The sequence below is a fragment of the Mesorhizobium sp. M7A.F.Ca.US.007.01.2.1 genome (assembly GCF_003998165.1).
GTDB classification, from domain to species: Bacteria; Pseudomonadota; Alphaproteobacteria; order Rhizobiales; family Rhizobiaceae; genus Mesorhizobium; species Mesorhizobium ciceri.
The window spans coordinates 1-18,673 of sequence record NZ_RZQP01000122.1; the positions used below are offsets into that span (position 1 = coordinate 1).

At 62.2% G+C, this 18,673-nt stretch carries 16 protein-coding genes, 1 tRNA gene and 1 pseudogene; 4 read left to right on the forward strand and 14 right to left on the reverse strand.

Going from position 1 to position 18,673, the window contains the following annotated elements; genetic code table 11:
• Nucleotides 1–18 precede the first annotated feature (18 nt).
• Together EN949_RS20970 and EN949_RS20975 are read left to right on the forward strand one after the other, a co-directional pair.
• Entirely contained in the window at nt 19–300 is a 282-nt protein-coding gene (locus EN949_RS20970; protein ID WP_013531420.1) for a transcriptional regulator, read from the forward strand.
• Between the two features lie 172 nt (nt 301–472).
• Nucleotides 473–1,399: a Gfo/Idh/MocA family oxidoreductase gene (locus EN949_RS20975; protein ID WP_013531419.1), complete on the forward strand. Its 927-nt coding sequence runs from the start codon at nt 473–475 to the stop codon at nt 1,397–1,399.
• 100 nt (nt 1,400–1,499) lie between these two features.
• On the opposite strand, the gene EN949_RS20980 is transcribed toward EN949_RS20975, so the two are convergent.
• A complete protein-coding gene (locus EN949_RS20980) occupies nt 1,500–1,898 on the reverse strand; it encodes a chlorophyllide reductase subunit BchY (protein WP_013531418.1) in 399 nt (132 codons plus the stop codon).
• Between the two features lie 96 nt (nt 1,899–1,994).
• Between EN949_RS20980 and EN949_RS20985 the strand changes: the two genes are divergently transcribed.
• Nucleotides 1,995–2,573, forward strand: coding sequence for a DUF2975 domain-containing protein (locus EN949_RS20985; protein ID WP_063168071.1), 579 nt, complete (start codon nt 1,995–1,997; stop codon nt 2,571–2,573).
• 13 nt (nt 2,574–2,586) lie between these two features.
• Complete coding sequence (locus EN949_RS20990; RefSeq protein ID WP_013531416.1) at nt 2,587–2,799, forward strand: helix-turn-helix transcriptional regulator; 213 nt, start codon at nt 2,587–2,589, stop codon at nt 2,797–2,799.
• Nucleotides 2,800–2,864: 65 nt separating this feature from the next.
• Here the strand turns inward: EN949_RS20990 and rpoC are convergent, their stop codons facing one another.
• From rpoC to tuf, 13 genes and pseudogenes are all read right to left on the reverse strand, one after another.
• Nucleotides 2,865–7,061, reverse strand: coding sequence for a DNA-directed RNA polymerase subunit beta' (gene rpoC, locus EN949_RS20995; protein WP_013531415.1), 4,197 nt, complete (start codon nt 7,059–7,061; stop codon nt 2,865–2,867).
• Between the two features lie 186 nt (nt 7,062–7,247).
• On the reverse strand, nt 7,248–11,384 hold the full coding sequence (gene rpoB / locus EN949_RS21000; RefSeq protein ID WP_013531414.1) for a DNA-directed RNA polymerase subunit beta: 4,137 nt from the start codon (nt 11,382–11,384) through the stop codon (nt 7,248–7,250).
• Nucleotides 11,385–11,635: 251 nt separating this feature from the next.
• Nucleotides 11,636–12,013 (reverse strand): 50S ribosomal protein L7/L12, encoded by a 378-nt coding sequence (gene rplL, locus EN949_RS21005; protein WP_013531413.1) that lies wholly within the window; start codon nt 12,011–12,013, stop codon nt 11,636–11,638.
• Nucleotides 12,014–12,067: 54 nt separating this feature from the next.
• The gene (rplJ, locus tag EN949_RS21010) at nt 12,068–12,586 is read right to left on the reverse strand and encodes a 50S ribosomal protein L10 (RefSeq protein ID WP_013531412.1); all 519 of its coding nucleotides are present in this window, start codon (nt 12,584–12,586) and stop codon (nt 12,068–12,070) included.
• 393 nt (nt 12,587–12,979) lie between these two features.
• Entirely contained in the window at nt 12,980–13,678 is a 699-nt protein-coding gene (gene rplA, locus EN949_RS21015) for a 50S ribosomal protein L1 (protein WP_013531411.1), read from the reverse strand.
• Nucleotides 13,679–13,682: 4 nt separating this feature from the next.
• On the reverse strand, nt 13,683–14,111 hold the full coding sequence (rplK, locus tag EN949_RS21020; RefSeq protein ID WP_013531410.1) for a 50S ribosomal protein L11: 429 nt from the start codon (nt 14,109–14,111) through the stop codon (nt 13,683–13,685).
• A 158-nt stretch (nt 14,112–14,269) separates the two neighbouring features.
• Entirely contained in the window at nt 14,270–14,797 is a 528-nt protein-coding gene (gene nusG / locus EN949_RS21025) for a transcription termination/antitermination protein NusG (protein ID WP_013531409.1), read from the reverse strand.
• A gap of 27 nt (nt 14,798–14,824) precedes the next feature.
• Nucleotides 14,825–15,028, reverse strand: a complete 204-nt coding sequence (secE, locus tag EN949_RS21030; protein ID WP_013531408.1) for a preprotein translocase subunit SecE — start codon at nt 15,026–15,028, stop codon at nt 14,825–14,827.
• 394 nt (nt 15,029–15,422) lie between these two features.
• Nucleotides 15,423–15,498 (reverse strand) — tRNA-Trp (locus tag EN949_RS21035).
• Nucleotides 15,499–15,578: 80 nt separating this feature from the next.
• Nucleotides 15,579–16,130 carry a putative glycolipid-binding domain-containing protein gene (locus tag EN949_RS21040; RefSeq protein ID WP_063168072.1) on the reverse strand — a complete coding sequence of 184 codons (552 nt, stop codon included), beginning with the start codon at nt 16,128–16,130 and terminating at the stop codon, nt 15,579–15,581.
• A gap of 30 nt (nt 16,131–16,160) precedes the next feature.
• On the reverse strand, nt 16,161–16,643 hold the full coding sequence (locus tag EN949_RS21045; protein WP_024505637.1) for a group II truncated hemoglobin: 483 nt from the start codon (nt 16,641–16,643) through the stop codon (nt 16,161–16,163).
• Between the two features lie 102 nt (nt 16,644–16,745).
• Complete coding sequence (locus EN949_RS21050; protein ID WP_127366961.1) at nt 16,746–18,386, reverse strand: hypothetical protein; 1,641 nt, start codon at nt 18,384–18,386, stop codon at nt 16,746–16,748.
• Between the two features lie 153 nt (nt 18,387–18,539).
• Nucleotides 18,540–18,673: pseudogene (gene tuf, locus EN949_RS21055) on the reverse strand (elongation factor Tu); the annotation flags it as partial.

The following is an 18,673-nucleotide window of genomic DNA, read 5'->3' on the forward strand; positions in this document are numbered from 1 at the left end:
GCCAAGAGGAATCGGCCCGTGAACGACAACGAAGAACGCCCGGTCACCATCATCACCGGCCGGGTGTGGAAGAAAAAAGGCGGCAAACCGGAAGGCGTCCACGTCATGCTGGTTGCGCCCGACGACGATTCGGCGGTGCGCCGGGCGCTCGAATCGCTTGCCGCCGAAGGTTACGCCGAGGCCGAGCTCGACCAGATCGGCGACATGGACGGCATCCCCGACGAAGAGCCGCATATTTCCGCCTTCCAGGGCGCGCTCGAAGGCGAAGTGTCGATCGTTACCTTCGACGTGCCGATCTGACCCCGGTCCAGCTTTCGAATCGACTGCCGAACCGAATCGGCGACCGAGGCCTTCCCAGCCGACAAATGTGCTGCCGCTAAGGGAAGGCTGAGCTTGGCTGCTCGGCTTCGGCTTGCCCGGGGCAAGTGTTCTGATAAGAAGCCATCACCATCATCAAACAGACGGAGCGGCCATGTCCCAGCCCATCAAGATAGGCATCGTCGGCGTCGGCAAGATCGTCCGCGACCAGCACCTGCCGGCCCTGGCGAAAGACCAGGACTATCGCCTCGTCGCGGCCGCCAGCCGTCACGGCAAGGTGGATGACATCCCGAATTTCCCCACCATCGAAGCCATGCTCGACGCCGTAGCCGAGCTCGAGGCCGTCTCGCTCTGCATGCCGCCGCAATTCCGCTACGACGCGGCGCGGACGGCGCTGACGGCAAAGAAGCATGTCTTCCTGGAGAAGCCGCCAGGCGCTACTGTCAGCGAGGTCGAAGACCTCAAGACATTGGCTGCGCACAACGGCGTCTCGCTGTTCGCCAGCTGGCACTCGCGCTATGCGCCGGCCGTCGAGGCCGCACGTGCTTTTCTAAGTTCAGCCCGCATCCGCTCGGCTGCCATCAACTGGAAAGAGGATGTGCGCCGCTGGCACCCGAACCAGGAATGGATCTGGGCTCCCGGCGGTTTTGGCGTCTTCGATCCCGGCATCAACGCGCTGTCGATTGCCACCCATATCCTGCCGGCCATGTTCATCACCTCGGCGGTGCTCGACTTTCCCGAAAACCGCGCCTCCCCGGTTGCCGCGCGCGTCACCTTCCGCACCTCGAATGGCCTGCCGGTGACGATGGACCTCGACTGGCTGCAGACAGGCCCGCAAAGCTGGGACATCCTGGCCGACACCGACAAGGGCGCCATGGTGCTGTCGGGCGGCGGCTCGAAGCTCGCCATCGATGGCAAGCTCATTCACGAAGAGCCGGAAGCGGAATATCCGATGCTCTACAAGCGCTTCGCCGAGATCGTGCGCGCCGGCGTTTCCGATGTCGATCTGGCCCCGCTCCAGCATGTCGCTGACGCCTTCATGCTCGGCAAGCGCAACGTAGTCGAGGCGTTTTTCGATTGAGCTCTGGAACCGCACTCGCTGATCGCGCGCGGGGGTCGCAGGTTGGGAATAGTCGCGCGACAGGATTGTCGCGCGACTGAGAACCAGCGGATCGCCAGGCTCAATTCCTGGTCCTGCAACCGGCACGCTTGACCATGTCGGCAATGATCAGTGGCGTCGCCGGTGTCTGAGACCAGTTACCCTGACGAGGGGCGCCCGCTTCAAGGGCGGCGCGCACCGCTCGTGTATCCAGGCTGAAAGAACTCTTGCAGGAAACGAGGCCGCCATTGCCGATCGTGTCGGCGATCACGCCGGCGGCTTCGCCAACCCCGGCGACATAGGCGACCAGCGTTTGCCTGGCGACCGGGCTGGTGTCGGCCTTGTCGAGCATTTCCATCACCTGCCCCACCGATATCCGGCCTGTCGCGGTCGACGGGAGGGCGATGGCAGCAAAAGGCGTTATGGACGCGGCGACAATCGCGATGGCTGCCACGGCAATCCGGCGTTTGAACGAAGGCATAGGTTTCTCCTGTGATGAGGAATTGACAAGAATCATCATTACGCATAAACAAATTATTGTAAAACGATAATTCATTACAATGGAGTGATAACGGCGATGATTGAACCTGTCATCACGGCTGTCCCTGCCGATCCTGCCCGCCAGCTTAGATTGAGACGCATCCGACTTTTCAGCCTAGTGCTGGCGAGGTGTTTTGTCGTCCTCGCCATATTGCTGACCATCGGTCTGCTGTTCTACTGGCTCAGCGTCTCCGCCAGTTCGATCGCGGCCGATGCGCAAATCCCACAGGAATGGCTGAGCGAGCTTGGCCTCGGTCGAAGACTGGTCGGGTTCGCGATCTCGTTCGTGCCGCTTGCCTGCCTCGTCTTCGCGCTCATGGCCGCAAGGCGCTGCTTCGGCGCTTTCGCGTCCGGCAACTTCTTCGGTCAGGGCGCCATCAGCAATTTGCGATACTTTGGCCTCGGCCTGCTGGCATCCGCCTTGCTGAAACCGGTTTCGGCGGCGGCATTGTCCGTTCTGCTCAGCTGGGACGCGCCTGCCGGCCAGCACCGGCTGACGCTCGGTCTCGACAGCGACACGATGCTGACCTTGCTGGCAGCTTGCATCGTCGCTGTCATCACCTGGGTCATGGCCGAGGCATCGGCACTCGCCGAAGAAAACGCGCAATTCATCTGATGAGGATCAGCTCATGCCCATAAGGGTCAGGCTCAATGTCGTCCTCGCCGAACGAAACGTGAAGTCAAAGGACCTGGCCGAATATGTCGGCATCACCGAGGCCAATCTTTCCCTTTTGAAGCAGGGAAAGGTCAAGGGTATCCGGTTCGACACGCTGGAGCGCATCTGCGACTATCTCGACTGTCAGCCGGGCGATCTGCTTCGCTTCGAGAGGGTGTCCGAATAGCACAAAGAAATAGGCCGCCGGGTTGCCCCGACGGCCTTATTGCCTGAGATCGTTGCCGTCCGCGCTTACTGCGCGGCGGTGGTCATGTCGGCCAGCATCGGCTCGGCGACTTCCGCACCCGAGGCCTTGCGGCGCTCGTCGATGATCAGTTCGTCGCGCGAGGTGGCGATGCGCCGGATCTGGCTCATCGTGCCGCCGGTACCGGCCGGGATCAACCGGCCGACGATGACGTTTTCCTTCAAGCCCTGCAGCATGTCGGTCTTGCCGGCAACGGCAGCTTCCGTCAGCACTCGCGTCGTCTCCTGGAAGGAGGCGGCCGAGATGAAGGACGGCGTCTGCAGCGATGCCTTGGTGATGCCGAGCAGCACCGGCAGGCCTTCGGCCGGCTTCTTGCCGTCCTCGACCAGACGCTCGTTGACCTCTTCCAGTTCGATCACGTCGACATGATCGCCCGGGATGTAGGTCGAATCGCCCTGCACCGTGATCTCGACCTTCTGCAGCATCTGGCGAACGATCACCTCGATGTGCTTGTCGTTGATCGACACGCCCTGCAGACGGTAGACTTCCTGGATCTCGTTGACGAGGTAGGAAGCAAGTGCCTCCACGCCCTTGATCGCCAGGATGTCGTGCGGCGCCGGGTTGCCGTCGAGGATGTAGTCGCCCTTCTCGATGACGTCGCCGTCCTGGAGATGGAACGGCTTGCCCTTCGGGATCAGGTATTCGACCGGCTCAAGCGTCGAGTCATGCGGCTCGATGATGATGCGACGCTTGTTCTTGTAGTCGCGGCCGAAGCGGATCGTGCCGTCGATCTCGGCGATGATGGCGTGATCCTTCGGACGACGTGCCTCGAACAGCTCGGCAACACGCGGCAGACCGCCGGTGATGTCCTTGGTCTTGGCGCTTTCCATCGGAATACGCGCCAAAACGTCGCCGGGGCGAACCTGCGAACCCGGCTCGACCGAAAGAATGGCCTCGACCGAGAGCAGGAAGCGGGCGTCGCCGCCCTTGGACAGCTTGCCGACCTTGCCCTTGGCGTCCTGGATCGCAATCGCCGGCTTCAGGTCGTTGCCACGTGGCGTCGAGCGCCAGTCGATGACCTCACGCTTGGTGATGCCGGTCGACTCGTCGGCCGTTTCCTGAACGGAAATGCCGTCGACCAGATCCTCGTACGACACCCTGCCCTCGATTTCGGTGAGGACCGGACGCGTGTAGGGATCCCACTCGGCGATACGCTGGCCGCGCTTCACCTTGTCACCATCGTCCACGAAGATGCGCGAACCATAGGTGAGACGGTGCGAGGCGCGCTCCTTGCCGGCTTCGTCGAGGATCAGCACCGCCATGTTGCGGCCCATGACCATCTGCTGGCCGTCGGAGTTGCGCACCACGTTGCGGTTGCGGATCTCGACCTTGCCCTCATACGAGGCTTCAAGGAACGAGCTGTCCACCACCTGCGCGGTACCGCCCATGTGGAAGGTACGCATGGTGAGCTGGGTGCCCGGCTCGCCGATCGACTGCGCCGCGATGACGCCGACGGCTTCGCCCTGGTTGACCGGGGTGCCGCGGGCCAGATCGCGACCGTAGCAGACCGCGCAGACGCCAACCCTGACTTCGCAAGTCAGTGCCGAGCGGATGCGGACCGACTGGACGCCGGCCTTTTCGATCTGTTCCACGTCACGCTCGTCCATCAGCGTTCCGGCCTTGACCAGGATCTCGCCCGACACCGGATGGGTGATGTCGTCGAGCGACGTACGGCCCAGCACGCGCTGGCCGACCGAAGCAACGACCTGACCGGCATCGACGATCGGCTGCATGGTGAGGCCCTTGTCGGTGCCGCAGTCGACGGAGTTGACGATGCAGTCCTGCGCCACGTCGACCAGACGACGGGTGAGGTAACCCGAGTTCGCCGTCTTCAAGGCGGTGTCGGCCAGACCCTTGCGGGCGCCGTGGGTCGAGTTGAAGTACTCGAGCACGGTCAGGCCTTCCTTGAAGTTCGAGATGATCGGCGTCTCGATGATTTCACCCGACGGCTTGGCCATAAGGCCGCGCATGCCGGCAAGCTGGCGCATCTGGGTGGGCGAGCCACGCGCACCGGAGTGCGACATCATGTAGATCGAGTTCATCGGCTTCTGACGGCCATTGTCCTCGAACTCGACCGCCTTGATGCGGGCCATCATCTCGTCGGCGACCTTTTCCGAGCACTTGGCCCAGGCGTCGACGACCTTGTTGTACTTCTCGCCCTGCGTGATCAGACCGTCATTGTACTGCTGCTCGTATTCCTTGGCCAAAGCCTCGGTGTCGGAGACCAGCTTGATCTTGGCATCCGGGATCAGCATGTCGTCCTTGCCGAACGAAATGCCGGCGCGGCAGGCATGGCTGAAGCCGAGCGCCATGATGCGATCGCAGAAAATGACCGTCTCCTTCTGACCGCAGTGGCGGTAGACGGTGTCGATCATCTTGGAGATGTTCTTCTTGGTCATCTCCTGGTTGGCGGTCTCGTAAGGCACGTTGACGTTCTTCGGCAGAAGCTCGCCGATGATCATGCGGCCAGGCGTGGTGTCATGGATCTTCGACACGACCTTGCCTTCGGCGTCGACCGTGCGGAAACGACCCTTGATCTTGGAGTGCAGCGTCACCGCCTTGGTCTCGAGCGCGTGCTGGAGTTCGCCCATGTCGGCAAACACCATGCCCTCGCCCGGCTCGTTCTGGTTGACGATCGAGAGATAGTAGAGACCCAGAACCATGTCCTGCGACGGCACGATGATCGGCGCGCCGGAAGCCGGGTGCAGGATGTTGTTGGTCGACATCATCAGCACGCGGGCTTCAAGCTGCGCTTCCAGCGACAGCGGCACGTGAACGGCCATCTGGTCGCCGTCGAAGTCGGCGTTGAAGGCCGTGCAGACCAGCGGGTGCAGCTGGATCGCCTTGCCTTCGATCAGGATCGGCTCGAACGCCTGGATGCCGAGACGGTGCAGCGTCGGCGCACGGTTCAGCAGCACCGGATGCTCGCGGATGACCTCGTCGAGGATATCCCAGACTTCCGGACGCTCCTTTTCGACCAGCTTCTTCGCCTGCTTGACGGTCGAGGAGTAACCCTTGGCGTCGAGACGGGCGTAGATGAAGGGCTTGAACAGTTCGAGCGCCATCTTCTTGGGCAGGCCGCACTGGTGCAGCTTGAGCTCCGGACCGGTCACGATGACCGAGCGGCCGGAATAGTCGACGCGCTTGCCGAGCAGATTCTGACGGAACCGGCCCTGCTTGCCCTTGAGCATGTCGGACAGCGACTTCAGCGGGCGCTTGTTGGCGCCGGTGATGACGCGGCCGCGACGGCCGTTGTCGAACAGCGCATCGACGGCTTCCTGCAGCATGCGCTTTTCATTGCGCACGATGATGCCGGGGGCGCGCAGCTCGATCAGCCGCTTCAGACGGTTGTTGCGGTTGATGACGCGGCGATAGAGATCGTTCAGATCCGACGTGGCGAAACGGCCGCCGTCCAGCGGGACGAGCGGACGCAGGTCCGGCGGGATCACCGGAACCACCTTCATGATCATCCATTCCGGACGATTGCCGGATTCCATGAAGTTCTCGACGACCTTGAGCCGCTTCAGATACTTCTTCTGCTTCAGCTCGGAGGTGGTCGACGCCAGTTCCGAACGCAGGTCGCCGGCGATCTTCTCCAGGTCCATGCCGGCCAGGAGGTCATGAATGGCCTCGGCGCCGATCATGGCGGTGAACGAATCCTCGCCATACTCGTCGACGGCGATCATGTACTCTTCCTCGCTGAGCAGCTGGTGCTCCTTCAGCGCGGTGAGGCCAGGTTCGGTGACGATGTAGTTCTCGAAGTAGAGGACGCGCTCGATGTCCTTCAGGGTCATGTCGAGCAGCGTGCCGATGCGCGACGGCAGCGACTTCAGGAACCAGATATGGGCGACCGGTGCCGCCAGCTCGATATGGCCCATGCGCTCGCGGCGAACGCGCGACAGCGTGACTTCGACGCCGCACTTCTCGCAGATGACGCCCTTGTACTTCATGCGCTTGTACTTGCCGCACAGGCACTCGTAGTCCTTGATCGGGCCAAAAATGCGCGCGCAGAACAGACCGTCACGCTCCGGCTTGAAGGTGCGGTAGTTGATGGTCTCCGGCTTCTTGATCTCGCCGAAAGACCAGGACAGAATCTTCTCAGGGCTGGCAAGCGATATCCGGATGGAATCGAACACCTGCGCAGGCGCCTGCGGATTGAAGAGATTCATGACCTCTTGGTTCATGCCGTTCTCCTTTTCGGGATCCTCGAAGATCCCTTGCATCTAGTCGCGAGCCAAACGCCCGCCGTCTTTGTCGGCCACTGGCCGTCGAATTCTTCCTGGTTGAGCATGATCCTGTCCGAAAACCGGTAGCCACTTTTCGGGATCATGCTCGAGGCGCGCCGCGGACAGCCGTGGCGCGCCATTGCCTTACTCGGCCGCGTCGGGCAGCCGGACAGGGTTGTCGTCGAGCTTGGTGTTCTCCAGCTCGACGTTGAGGCCGAGAGACCGCATTTCCTTGACGAGAACGTTGAAGCTCTCCGGGATGCCGGCCTCGAAGGTGTCGTCGCCACGCACGATCGCCTCGTAGACCTTGGTACGGCCGGCGACGTCGTCGGACTTCACCGTCAGCATTTCCTGCAGCGTGTAGGCGGCGCCGTACGCTTCCAGCGCCCAGACCTCCATCTCGCCGAAGCGCTGGCCACCGAACTGCGCCTTGCCGCCCAGCGGCTGCTGGGTGACGAGCGAGTACGGACCGATCGAACGCGCGTGGATCTTGTCGTCCACGAGATGGTGAAGCTTGAGCATGTAGATGTAGCCCATCGTCACCTTGCGATCGAACGGCTCGCCCGTGCGTCCGTCATAGAGCTGCGACTGACCGCTGCTGTGCAGGCCCGCCTGCTCCAGCATGATGTTGATGTCAGCCTCATGCGCGCCGTCGAACACCGGGGTCGCGATCGAGACGCCGCGGCGCATCTGCTCGCTGAGGCGAACGATGCTCTCGTCGTCATAGTCGCGAACCGGCTCGTTGCGGTCGTTGGCCGGGATGAAGCTCTCGAGCGTCTTGCGCAGCGGCTTGATGTCGCCGGCTGCCTTGTACGTGTCGATCAGCTCGCCGATCTTCCTGCCCATGCCCGCACATGCCCAGCCCAGATGCGTTTCCAGGATCTGGCCGACATTCATGCGGCTCGGCACACCCAGCGGGTTGAGCACGATATCGGCATGCGTGCCGTCCTCGAGGAAAGGCATGTCCTCGACCGGAACGATCCGCGACACGACACCCTTGTTGCCGTGACGGCCGGCCATCTTGTCGCCGGGCTGCATCTTGCGCTTCACGGCCACGAAGACCTTGACCATCTTCATGACGCCCGGAGGCATTTCGTCGCCGCGCTGGACCTTCTCGACCTTGTCCATGAAACGCTGCTCGAGCGCCTTCTTGGAATCGTCGTACTGGCCACGCAGCGCTTCCAGTTCGCTCTGGAGCTTTTCGTTCTCCACGGCAAACTGCCACCACTGCGAACGCGGGTACTCGTCGAGCGTATCCTTGGACAGCGTCGAGCCCTTCTTGAAGCCCTTCGGTCCAGCGATCGCTTCCTTGCCGACGAGCACGTCGGAAAGACGCGCGTAGACGTTACGGTCCAGAATGGCCTGCTCGTCGTCGCGGTCCTTGGCGAGGCGTTCGATCTCCTCGCGCTCGATCGCCATGGCGCGCTCGTCCTTCTCCACACCGTGGCGATTGAAGACGCGCACCTCGACGACGGTGCCGAAAGTGCCAGGAGGCATGCGCATCGAGGTGTCGCGCACATCGGACGCCTTTTCGCCGAAGATGGCGCGCAGAAGCTTCTCTTCCGGCGTCATCGGGCTTTCGCCCTTCGGCGTGATCTTGCCGACCAGGATGTCGCCCGGCTGAACTTCCGCACCGATGTAGACGATGCCGGCTTCGTCGAGGTTCTTCAGCGCTTCTTCCGAGACGTTCGGGATATCGCGCGTGATTTCCTCCGGTCCAAGCTTGGTATCGCGCGCCATGACCTCGAACTCCTCGATGTGGATCGAGGTGAAGACGTCGTCGGCGACGATGCGTTCGGACAGGAGGATCGAGTCCTCGTAGTTGTAGCCGTTCCACGGCATGAACGCGACCAGCACGTTGCGGCCGAGCGCCAGATCACCGAGCTCGGTCGACGGACCGTCGGCGATGATGTCGCCCTTGTTGACCCGGTCGCCCATGCGAACCAGCGGGCGCTGGTTGATGCAGGTGTTCTGGTTCGAACGCTGGAACTTCATCAACCGGTAGATGTCGACGCCGGACTTGCCCGGATCGAGATCTTCGGTGGCGCGGATAACGATACGCGTCGCGTCCACCTGGTCGACGATGCCGCCGCGTCGGGCGCCGATGGCGGCGCCCGAGTCACGGGCGACGATCGGCTCCATGCCGGTGCCGACGAACGGCGCCTCGGCGCGCACCAGCGGCACGGCCTGACGCTGCATGTTCGAACCCATCAGAGCGCGGTTGGCGTCGTCGTTTTCCAGGAACGGGATCAGGGCCGCGGCCACCGACACCATCTGCTTGGGCGACACGTCCATCAGATCGACGTTTTCGCGCGGCGCCATCATCACTTCGCCGGCGCTGCGGCAAATGACGAATTCGTCGACGAAACCACCATTCTTGTCGAGTTCGGCGTTGGCCTGCGCGACGTGGTGCTTGGCCTCTTCCATCGCCGAGAGATAGACGACGTCATTGGTCAGCTTGCCGTCGACGATCTTGCGGTACGGGCTCTCGATGAAGCCGTACTTGTTGACGCGTGCGAAGGTGGCCAGCGAGTTGATCAGACCGATATTCGGGCCTTCCGGCGTCTCGATCGGGCAGATGCGGCCGTAATGCGTCGGGTGCACGTCGCGCACTTCGAAGCCGGCGCGCTCGCGGGTCAGACCGCCCGGTCCAAGCGCCGAGAGGCGGCGCTTGTGGGTGATCTCCGACAGCGGGTTGGTCTGGTCCATGAACTGCGACAGCTGCGAGGAACCGAAGAACTCGCGCACGGCGGCAGCCGCCGGCTTGGCGTTGATCAGATCCTGCGGCATGACCGTGTCGATCTCGATCGAGGACATACGCTCCTTGATCGCGCGCTCCATGCGCAGCAGGCCGACGCGGTACTGGTTTTCCATCAGCTCGCCGACCGAACGTACGCGGCGGTTGCCGAGATTGTCGATGTCGTCGATCTCGCCCTTGCCGTCGCGCAGTTCAACCAGCGTCCTGACCACGGCCAGGATGTCGTCCTTGCGCAGCACGCGCACGGTGTCCTCGGCCTTGAGCTCGAGGCGCATGTTCATCTTGACGCGGCCGACGGCCGACAGATCGTAACGCTCGCTATCGAAGAACAGCGAGTTGAACATGGCTTCGGCGGTTTCGAGCGTCGGCGGCTCGCCGGGGCGCATGACACGATAGATGTCGAACAGCGCGTCCTGGCGGCTCTCGTTCTTGTCGACGTTGAGCGTGTTGCGGATATAGGCGCCGACATTGACGTGGTCGATGTCGAGAACCTTGATCTCCTCTTCGCCGGTGCCGAGCAGCACCTTCAGCGTCTTCTCGTCGATCTCGTCACCGGCCTCGAGGAAGATCTCGCCGGTGGCGTAGTTGACGATGTCCTCGGCCAGATAGTTGCCGAGCAGGTCCTCGTCGGTCGCCTTGATCGCCTTCAGACCCTTTTCGCCAAGCGCCCGTGCCTGGCGTGCGGTGATCTTCTTGCCGGCCTCGACGACGACTTCGCCGGTATCGGCATCGACCAGGTCGCCGACAGCCTTGAGGCCGCGGAAACGCTCGACGTTGAACGGAATGCGCCAATGGTCGCCGGCACGCTTGTAGGTGATCTTGTTGTAGAAGGTCGACAGGATCTCTTCGCCGTCCATGCCGAGCGCCATCAGCAGCGACGTCACCGGAATCTTGCGGCGGCGATCGATGCGGGCGTGCACGACGTCCTTGGAATCGAACTCGATGTCGAGCCACGAACCGCGATACGGGATGACGCGCGCGGCAAACAGAAGCTTGCCCGACGAGTGCGACTTGCCCTTGTCATGGTCGAAGAAGACGCCCGGCGAACGGTGCATCTGCGAAACGATGACGCGCTCGGTGCCGTTGACGATAAAGGTGCCGTTCAAGGTCATGAGCGGCATGTCGCCCATGTAGACGTCCTGCTCCTTGATGTCCTTGATGGACTTGGCGCCGGTGTCCTCGTCGATATCGAACACGATGAGGCGCAGCGTCACCTTGAGCGGCGCGGCATAGGTGAGGTCGCGCTGACGGCATTCGTCAACGTCGAATTTCGGTCCTTCGAACTCGTACTTCACGAACTCCAGCATGGAGGAGCCGGAAAAATCGGAGATCGGGAAGACCGACTTGAAAACGGCCTGCAGCCCCTCGTCCGGACGCCCACCCTTGGGCTCCGCCACCATCAGGAACTGGTCATAGGATGCCTTCTGAACCTCGATCAGGTTCGGCATCTCCGCAACTTCCGGAATCTTTCCGAAGAACTTGCGTACGCGTCTGCGGCCATTGAAAGTCTGGGTTTGGGCCATCGTCGCTCCTTAGCTCTAAACTCGGGACGAGCCTCGCCGCGGCTCGCCTTGCATACTGGGCCACCTTGGCGGCAACCCTCTGTCTGTTTTCCCGGCGCCTGTCGGCGGCCGGCTAGAACGGGAGAAAACCCGTTTCCTGAAGGCCGGTTTTCGGCCCTCAGGAAAGAGGTTCTCGCAAATCTCGCGTTACGCGCTCTCCCTTCGGGCGAAGGGAGTGGCGGACGGCGCGAGGCCGCCCGCCGCTTTTACGCTTACTTCAGTTCGACCTTGGCGCCGGCTGCTTCCAGCTGGGCCTTGAACTTGTCAGCGTCGGCCTTGGAAACAGCTTCCTTGACCGGCTTCGGAGCCGCTTCAACCAGATCCTTGGCTTCCTTGAGGCCAAGACCGGTGATGGCGCGGACTTCCTTGATGACGTTGATCTTCTGAGCGCCTGCGTCGGTGAGGACGACGTCGAATTCCGTCTTTTCCTCGGCCGGAGCAGCAGCGGCCGCAGCGCCGCCAGCAGCGGCAACCGCCACCGGAGCAGCGGCGGAAACGCCCCACTTTTCTTCCAGAAGCTTCGACAGCTCGGCCGCCTCGAGGACGGTCAGCTTCGAAAGGTCGTCTACGATCTTTGCGAGATCAGCCATTGTTGTGTTCCTTCATAAGGTTCGAACGTGTGTTTGTGATAGCGAGGAACGGCCTCATGCCGCCTCGTCCTTCCGGGCGTAAGCGCCAATGACGCGCGCGACCGAGGCCGCTGGCGCATTGACGATCTGGGCGATCCGGGTTGCCGGCGTGGCGATCATGCCAACCAGCCTGGCGCGCAGCTCATCGAGCGACGGAAGTGTGGCGAGTGCCTTCACACCGTCGGCATTGAGCGAGGTGGTGCCCATTGCGCCGCCGAGAATGACGAGCTTGTCATTTCCCTTGGCGAAATCGGACGCGACCTTCGGCGCCGCAATCGGATCCTCCGAATAAGCAATCAGCGTCTGTCCCTTGAACAGCTCGATGATCGATGCGGAGTCCGTGCCCTGAAGAGCGATTTTGGCGAGACGGTTCTTCGCGACTTTGACGGTGCCACCGGCAGCGCGCATTTTCGACCGAAGGTCGTTCATTTGCGCGACGGTGATACCGGCGTAGTGGGCCACGACCACTGAACCTGCGTTCGAGAACGCACCGTTCAGGCCCGTGACGAGTTCGCGTTTTTCCGCTCTGTCCACTGCCTATCTCCAGTTGACCCCAATCCTGTTAACGGGAACATCCCATTGACGAGGACAGGCGTCGGGTTGCCTTTTGTCGGCCGGGCCATCCAGTAACGGATCTCCCGAACGACGCTCGAGGATCCTGCCCCCTTTCGCCACATCGACAGTCAAGCCGGCGATGCGCAGACAAAAGGCAAACACGGTTCGAACCTTTCATTGGAGCAATCGCTCCGTTGTCCGGTCTTCACCCGTCTCATGCAGGCCCAAATCGAATTAAGGCTTCTGGGCCGCCTGCAATCTCGGACAGGATGTCCGGAAACCTTTCGGCTTCCGGTACCGGGCCGCCGACAAGTCGGAGGTCCGGAATTCACTTGCGGATCAGCCGCTTGGCGGCCGATCCAAATGTTCGTATCAGGACGCGTTGAGCGTCGCGACGTCGAGCTTGAGGCCCGGGCCCATCGTCGAGGTGACCGACACCTTCTTGACGTAGTTGCCCTTGGCGCCAGTCGGCTTTGCCTTGGTCACCGCATCGGCGAAGGCGCGGATGTTCTCTTCCAGGGCCTTGACGTCGAACGAGACCTTGCCGACGCCGGCATGGACGATGCCAGCCTTCTCGACACGGAACTCGACGGCGCCGCCCTTGGACGCCTTGACGGCGGCGGCAACGTCGGTGGTGACGGTTCCGACCTTCGGGTTCGGCATCATGCCGCGCGGGCCGAGCACCTTGCCCAGACGGCCGACCAGCGGCATCATGTCCGGCGTGGCGATGCAGCGATCGAAATCGATCGTGCCCTTCTGGACGATGTCGACCAGATCCTCGGCACCAACGATGTCGGCGCCGGCGGCGCGCGCTTCGTCGGCCTTGTCGCCACGGGCGAACACGGCGACACGTACCGAGCGGCCGGTGCCGTTCGGCAGGTTGACCACGCCGCGGACCATCTGGTCGGCATGGCGCGGGTCGACGCCGAGGTTCATGGCGACTTCGATGGTCTCATCGAACTTCACCGAGGAACGGTCCTTGAGCAGCTTCAGCGCATCACCCAGGGCATAAGCCTTGTTGGGATCGATGCCTTCGCGGGTCTTCGATACACGCTTTGCAATCTTTGCCATGATCTTAGCCCACCACTTCCAGACCCATCGAGCGGGCGGAGCCCTCGACCATGCGCATGGCCGCTTCGACGTCGTTTGCGTTCAGGTCTTTCATCTTCGCGGTGGCAATCTCGCGGACCTTGTCACGCGAAACCGTACCGGCCTTGACCTTGCCCGGCTCCTTGGAACCAGAGGTCAGGTTCGCCGCCTTCTTCAGGAAGTAGCTCACCGGCGCCGTCTTCATGACGAAGGTGAAGGACTTGTCCTGATAGTAGGTGATGACAACCGGAACCGGCGATCCCTTTTCCATTTCCTGGGTCTGCGCGTTGAACGCCTTGCAGAACTCCATGATGTTGATGCCACGCTGACCAAGCGCCGGGCCGATCGGGGGAGACGGCGTAGCCGATCCCGCTTTCACCTGGAGCTTGAGCTGGCCTGCAATTTTCTTAGCCATCTCTTTTCCTGCCTTTGTCTATGCCGGTCATGCCGGCGGTTGCAGTCTGGTGGTGCGATCCATGCGGCCGGCTAAAGCCGCATTCGTCTCCCACCGTTCTCAGGCCGCGCTTCCGCGCCGCCTCCCCTGATCGCCAAACCGGCTTCAGGGATTTCGGATCAGCCCTTTTCGACCTGCCCGAATTCCAGATCGACAGGCACGGCGCGCCCGAAGATCGAAACTTCCACCTTGAGCCGCGCCCGCTCCTCGTCCACTTCCTGGACGAAACCGTTGAACGACGCGAAGGGACCATCCGAAACGCGGATCGCTTCGCCGATCTCGAACGTGACCGAGGGCTTGGGCCGCTCGACGCCTTCCTGCACCTGGTTCAGGATGCGCTGCGCTTCCGCCTCGGTGATCGGCACCGGCTTGGAGTCACCCAGGAAGCCGGTGACCTTCGGCGTGTTCTTGACCAGCGAGAACACGGCGTCGGTCAGATTGGCCTTCAGCAGCACATAGCCCGGGAAGAACTTGCGCTCGGCATCGACCTTGCGGCCGCGGCGAACTTCGACGACCTTCTCGGTCGGAACCACGATCTGGTGGATGTCGGCAGACAGGCCCTTCTGCTTGGCCTTGTTCTCGATATCCTCGGCGACCTTCTTTTCAAAGTTCGAATAGGCGTGGACGATGTACCAGCGCGCGGTCATTTCAAGACTTCTCCGTAATCGCCGGACTTAGCGTCCGATGCCCAGAATCTGTTCGACCGCGAGGCCCATGAGCTGATCAGCGGTGAAGAAAAAGATCATCGCGATCACTGCGAAGGCCAGAACCATCACCGTCGAGATCATCGTTTCGCGCCGCGACGGCCAAGTCACCTTGGCGGTCTCCGCGCGAACCTGCTGGAGAAAGACGAAAGGATTTGTGGTTTTCGAAGCCATATGCCGCTCTGTCTTCAAGACCCGTTGGCCGGGTCTCCTGGATGATCCCGCTGGCCGGGACGTGCCGCCTGAGCGAATTTCGCGCCGAATCAGCGCAATCATTTCGCCCATGCAAATCAGACGCGTAAAGCCGGTTTCCCAGCTCCACGCGTCGCGTGTCTGTTTCGTCTACATAAAACCGATTCTTGATCCACGCAAGTGGCAAGTCTCCGCTTTATGACCAAACACCGCCTCGGAACCATCCAGTCGTTCCGTCCCGGCTATGGCGCTCTTATGCCCCAATCGACCCTATATGGCAAGCGGGTCGCCGATTTTCAAAGGCCGGACCATGGAAATATCGTTTTGAACGCCATTCCGAAACGGCGAGACATTGGGTTGAATGCCATTCAGGGAATGGCACGGGCAGCAGGGCTCGAACCTACGACCTGCGGTTTTGGAGACCGCCGCTCTACCAACTGAGCTATGCCCGTACGTGCGCATGTCGGCGCAGCAGGCGCTTCCTAAAAGCTTCCGCACGCTCTGTAAAGAGCGGTTTGCATGCAAACACGCCTTAACCTCTGCGCCAGAAATCGGGATAGTCGACAACCAGCCCGTTGCGGTCGATTTCAAGTTCCCGCCTGAAGTCGCTGGCGCGCGATTCATAGAGATATCGCCTGCCCTCTTCGAGGCATGTGTAGCGCTGCGGGTTGGCGACGACCGTGAGGGCGGGGAAGTCGATGAAGGCAGTGGTTATCTCGGCACTCTGCCCGGCGGAAAGCTGCAATCGCCGGATCGGCAGCGTGTTGGTGAACGGCGTGATGGTCAGGTCGGGATCGAAAATGCCGTCGAGCTCCGGCATCGGCAGGCCGTCCCTGGTCCAGCGACCATCGCCATCGGCGGCAAGAACAAGCGTGCGGCCGCTACCGATCATATCGACAACGACACGCCTGGCGTGCCAGCCGACATCGCAAACGATGCGGTAACGGACGGCAAAAGGCGTTTGCCCGGAGCAGACTGCGACAGAGTCGGCCGAGACCTCCCCTGCCCGCTCCTGCAGCACCAAATGTTCGAGACCCGGTCCGTCCCACTCGCGCCAACGTATGATCTTCACATCTTCCGGCATCAGCCCAACACCTCCATGGCGAACTGGACGCTAGTTTGTACCCGGTGGCTGATAGGGGCCGCCCGGCACACCCCAGCCCCAGGCCGGCATCGGTTCCGTCTGCGGATCGCAGGTTTCGCCGAGATTGGAGTTCATCTTGGCCAGGCGCGATCCCCATTCGACATAGCCCATGAAGGCCGAACGGAATTCCGGATCGTCAGGCAGGCCGACCGCGTCGGCTGCATCGGCCAGGAGGCTGATCCAGCGGCGGCGCTGCTCTTCGCTCAGATGCTTGCCCAGATGGTGCATGACCATCTCGCGGTGGCCGCCGAACTGCTCGCTGTAGGTCTTCGGTCCGCCGAAAACCTCGCCGATGAAGGCCGCGACATGGGCGGGGTGATCCGGCGACATGGTCTTGAACACCGGCCCGACGATCGGGTCCTGCGCCACCTTGTCATAGAAGGTCTGGGTGAGCCGGTTCAAGGCCTCGCTGCCGCCGGCCCATTCGTAGAGTGTCGGGATATCCTGGCCCATTCTCGATCCTCCGCCTGCCTGAAGCCGCCAGCAGCGACGATAGCGGAAAAATCGAAAGCGGCTCAACCTGCCTCGATGGCCAGTTTCGGGCTCCGTCGCCCACTACAATTTGGCCGGCGCGTCAGCCTCGGCATTGGCGGAAGGCCGGATCCGGCAATTCTCGGGTCTTGGCACCGCCTCGCAAATGGTGGCGCCGGTCAGCGCGTCGACCGATTGCAGGCTCGTCGTCAGGCCGACCTTCAGCATCATGTCGGGTTCCAGCCGGCGCTCGACCGAGCGCCGCTCGATCGACGCGAACAGGGCGGAACTGATCGCCATCTCCTCCAGGTAGGCCTTGACCATCAGCTTTTGCCCCATCGGGTAGAGGCTAAGTCGCGCCTGGGGACCGACAAGCCGCCTGATGCCGCCGGCAAGCATGAACGCGCAGGCCGAATCGCACTCCACGCCCGCATCGATGCTCAGCCCGGCATAGGCGCCCTCCTTGGCCAGGCAATTCCACGCTCCTGGGTCACAGCCGACAAAATCGGTGCGGCCAACGGCGACGTCGAGCTTCTTTTCATGGATAAGCCGTCCCGCCGCCAGGGCACTGAACAGGTCGCCTCCCTTCGAGCTGATCACGACAGGCAGTTGCCGTTTGCCGAGCGTGGCGAGCAGCTGGCGCAGCTTCTGCGGGGTCTGGGGGGTGATCGCGCCTTCCGCCGAGATCCATTCCGGGCAGTCTGGATTGCAGAGCGGATTGGTGCCGCGAACGACAACGAAGCGCATGTCTTCATCGCGCCGCGCCGCCTCGGGTTCGATCGCTGGCGGAGTAGGCCTGGCCGCGGTCGCCATCAGGCCACCAGGCTTGTTCCCCGGCACCTCCCGGCAATTCGTGGCCAGGCGGCCGGGTTCGCACAGGCTCGCCGCGGTCAACAGGCCCACGGCGTCCGTGCTGGTGACCAGCTTCATCGCCAGCATGTCATCGAGGGCGATCTGGTGGATTTCGCTGGCCGGGGTGCCCTTCATCGTTTCGAGCATGCTTTGTTCGATGCCCATCTGGTCCAGGTAGGCCGCCAGCTTTTTCTCCACCGACTTGCTCATTTCGTAGGTCTTGTAGCTGCCGGCGTTCTTGCGGCTGACGATCTTCGTGTTGAGGATCTTCTTCTTGCCCCCGACGATCCGGTAGGTGGTCCGGTATTGCAATTTCGTGCGGATGTAGGTCGTGGTGATCTGATGGACGCCGAGATAGGCCCATTCGCCAGCCACTCGCCTGATGCCGCCGGCAAACATCAGAGGACAGGCGGAATTGCACATGGCGCCATAGTCGATGACATCGCCGAAGTAGCGGGCGTCACGGTCCTGGCACCCCTTCGCGTCGGGCTGGCAGCTGGAAAACACCGTCTTGCCGATGGCGATATCGAGCTTGTTCTTGCGGATCAGCCGGCCAAGCGTCAGCGCCGCCTCGACATTGCCGCCGGGAGAATCCACGACAACAGGCAGTTTCCGCCCGCCAAGCGTCTTCAGCATGCGTTTGAAGAGCGCCGGAGTTCCGGCTTCTATGGAGCCCTCGGCCGATATCCATTCCGGACAGATCGGCTCGCACCCCGCTGCGTTGCTGCGGACAATGCCGAACCGCATCGTCGGCCCAAGATCCGGCGCCGCATCCGCCGCGAAGGCTGCCGGGCCTGTGGCAAGCAACGCAATCAGCCAGGTCAGAGCCAGCGGCCACAATGCCCGACGATGAAAATACCGCCTTGGAACCATTTGGAAAAAGCCCCTTGATGCAACCTATACTAGACGAGGTCCAGAGCCTTGCAACAGGGTTCGGCCGACGGGGCGGCAGCCGGTAGCCTGGCAAACAAAAAGGGCGGCCCGAAGACCGCCCTTTCTTGTCGATCCGGCGAATGCCGGGCTCGGTTATTCCTTGATGGTGACGACGATGCCGGCACCGACGGTGCGGCCGCCTTCACGGATAGCGAAGCGCAGCTTCTCTTCCATGGCGATCGGCACGATCAGCTCGACATCGACCGTGATGTTGTCGCCCGGCATCA

Bases quoted from the DNA above. Each gene is read 5' to 3' on its own strand.
- EN949_RS20975 (WP_013531419.1), top strand. From the start codon at position 473: ATGTCCCAGCCCATCAAGATAGGCATCGTCGGCGTCGGCAAGATCGTC.
- EN949_RS20980 (WP_013531418.1), bottom strand. From the start codon at position 1,898: ATGCCTTCGTTCAAACGCCGGATTGCCGTGGCAGCCATCGCGATTGTC.
- EN949_RS20985 (WP_063168071.1), top strand. From the start codon at position 1,995: ATGATTGAACCTGTCATCACGGCTGTCCCTGCCGATCCTGCCCGCCAG.
- EN949_RS20990 (WP_013531416.1), top strand. From the start codon at position 2,587: ATGCCCATAAGGGTCAGGCTCAATGTCGTCCTCGCCGAACGAAACGTG.
- rpoC (WP_013531415.1), bottom strand. From the start codon at position 7,061: ATGAACCAAGAGGTCATGAATCTCTTCAATCCGCAGGCGCCTGCGCAG.
- rpoB (WP_013531414.1), bottom strand. From the start codon at position 11,384: ATGGCCCAAACCCAGACTTTCAATGGCCGCAGACGCGTACGCAAGTTC.
- rplL (WP_013531413.1), bottom strand. From the start codon at position 12,013: ATGGCTGATCTCGCAAAGATCGTAGACGACCTTTCGAAGCTGACCGTC.
- rplA (WP_013531411.1), bottom strand. From the start codon at position 13,678: ATGGCAAAGATTGCAAAGCGTGTATCGAAGACCCGCGAAGGCATCGAT.
- rplK (WP_013531410.1), bottom strand. From the start codon at position 14,111: ATGGCTAAGAAAATTGCAGGCCAGCTCAAGCTCCAGGTGAAAGCGGGA.
- nusG (WP_013531409.1), bottom strand. From the start codon at position 14,797: ATGACCGCGCGCTGGTACATCGTCCACGCCTATTCGAACTTTGAAAAG.
- secE (WP_013531408.1), bottom strand. From the start codon at position 15,028: ATGGCTTCGAAAACCACAAATCCTTTCGTCTTTCTCCAGCAGGTTCGC.
- EN949_RS21040 (WP_063168072.1), bottom strand. From the start codon at position 16,130: ATGCCGGAAGATGTGAAGATCATACGTTGGCGCGAGTGGGACGGACCG.
- EN949_RS21045 (WP_024505637.1), bottom strand. From the start codon at position 16,643: ATGGGCCAGGATATCCCGACACTCTACGAATGGGCCGGCGGCAGCGAG.
- EN949_RS21050 (WP_127366961.1), bottom strand. From the start codon at position 18,386: ATGGTTCCAAGGCGGTATTTTCATCGTCGGGCATTGTGGCCGCTGGCT.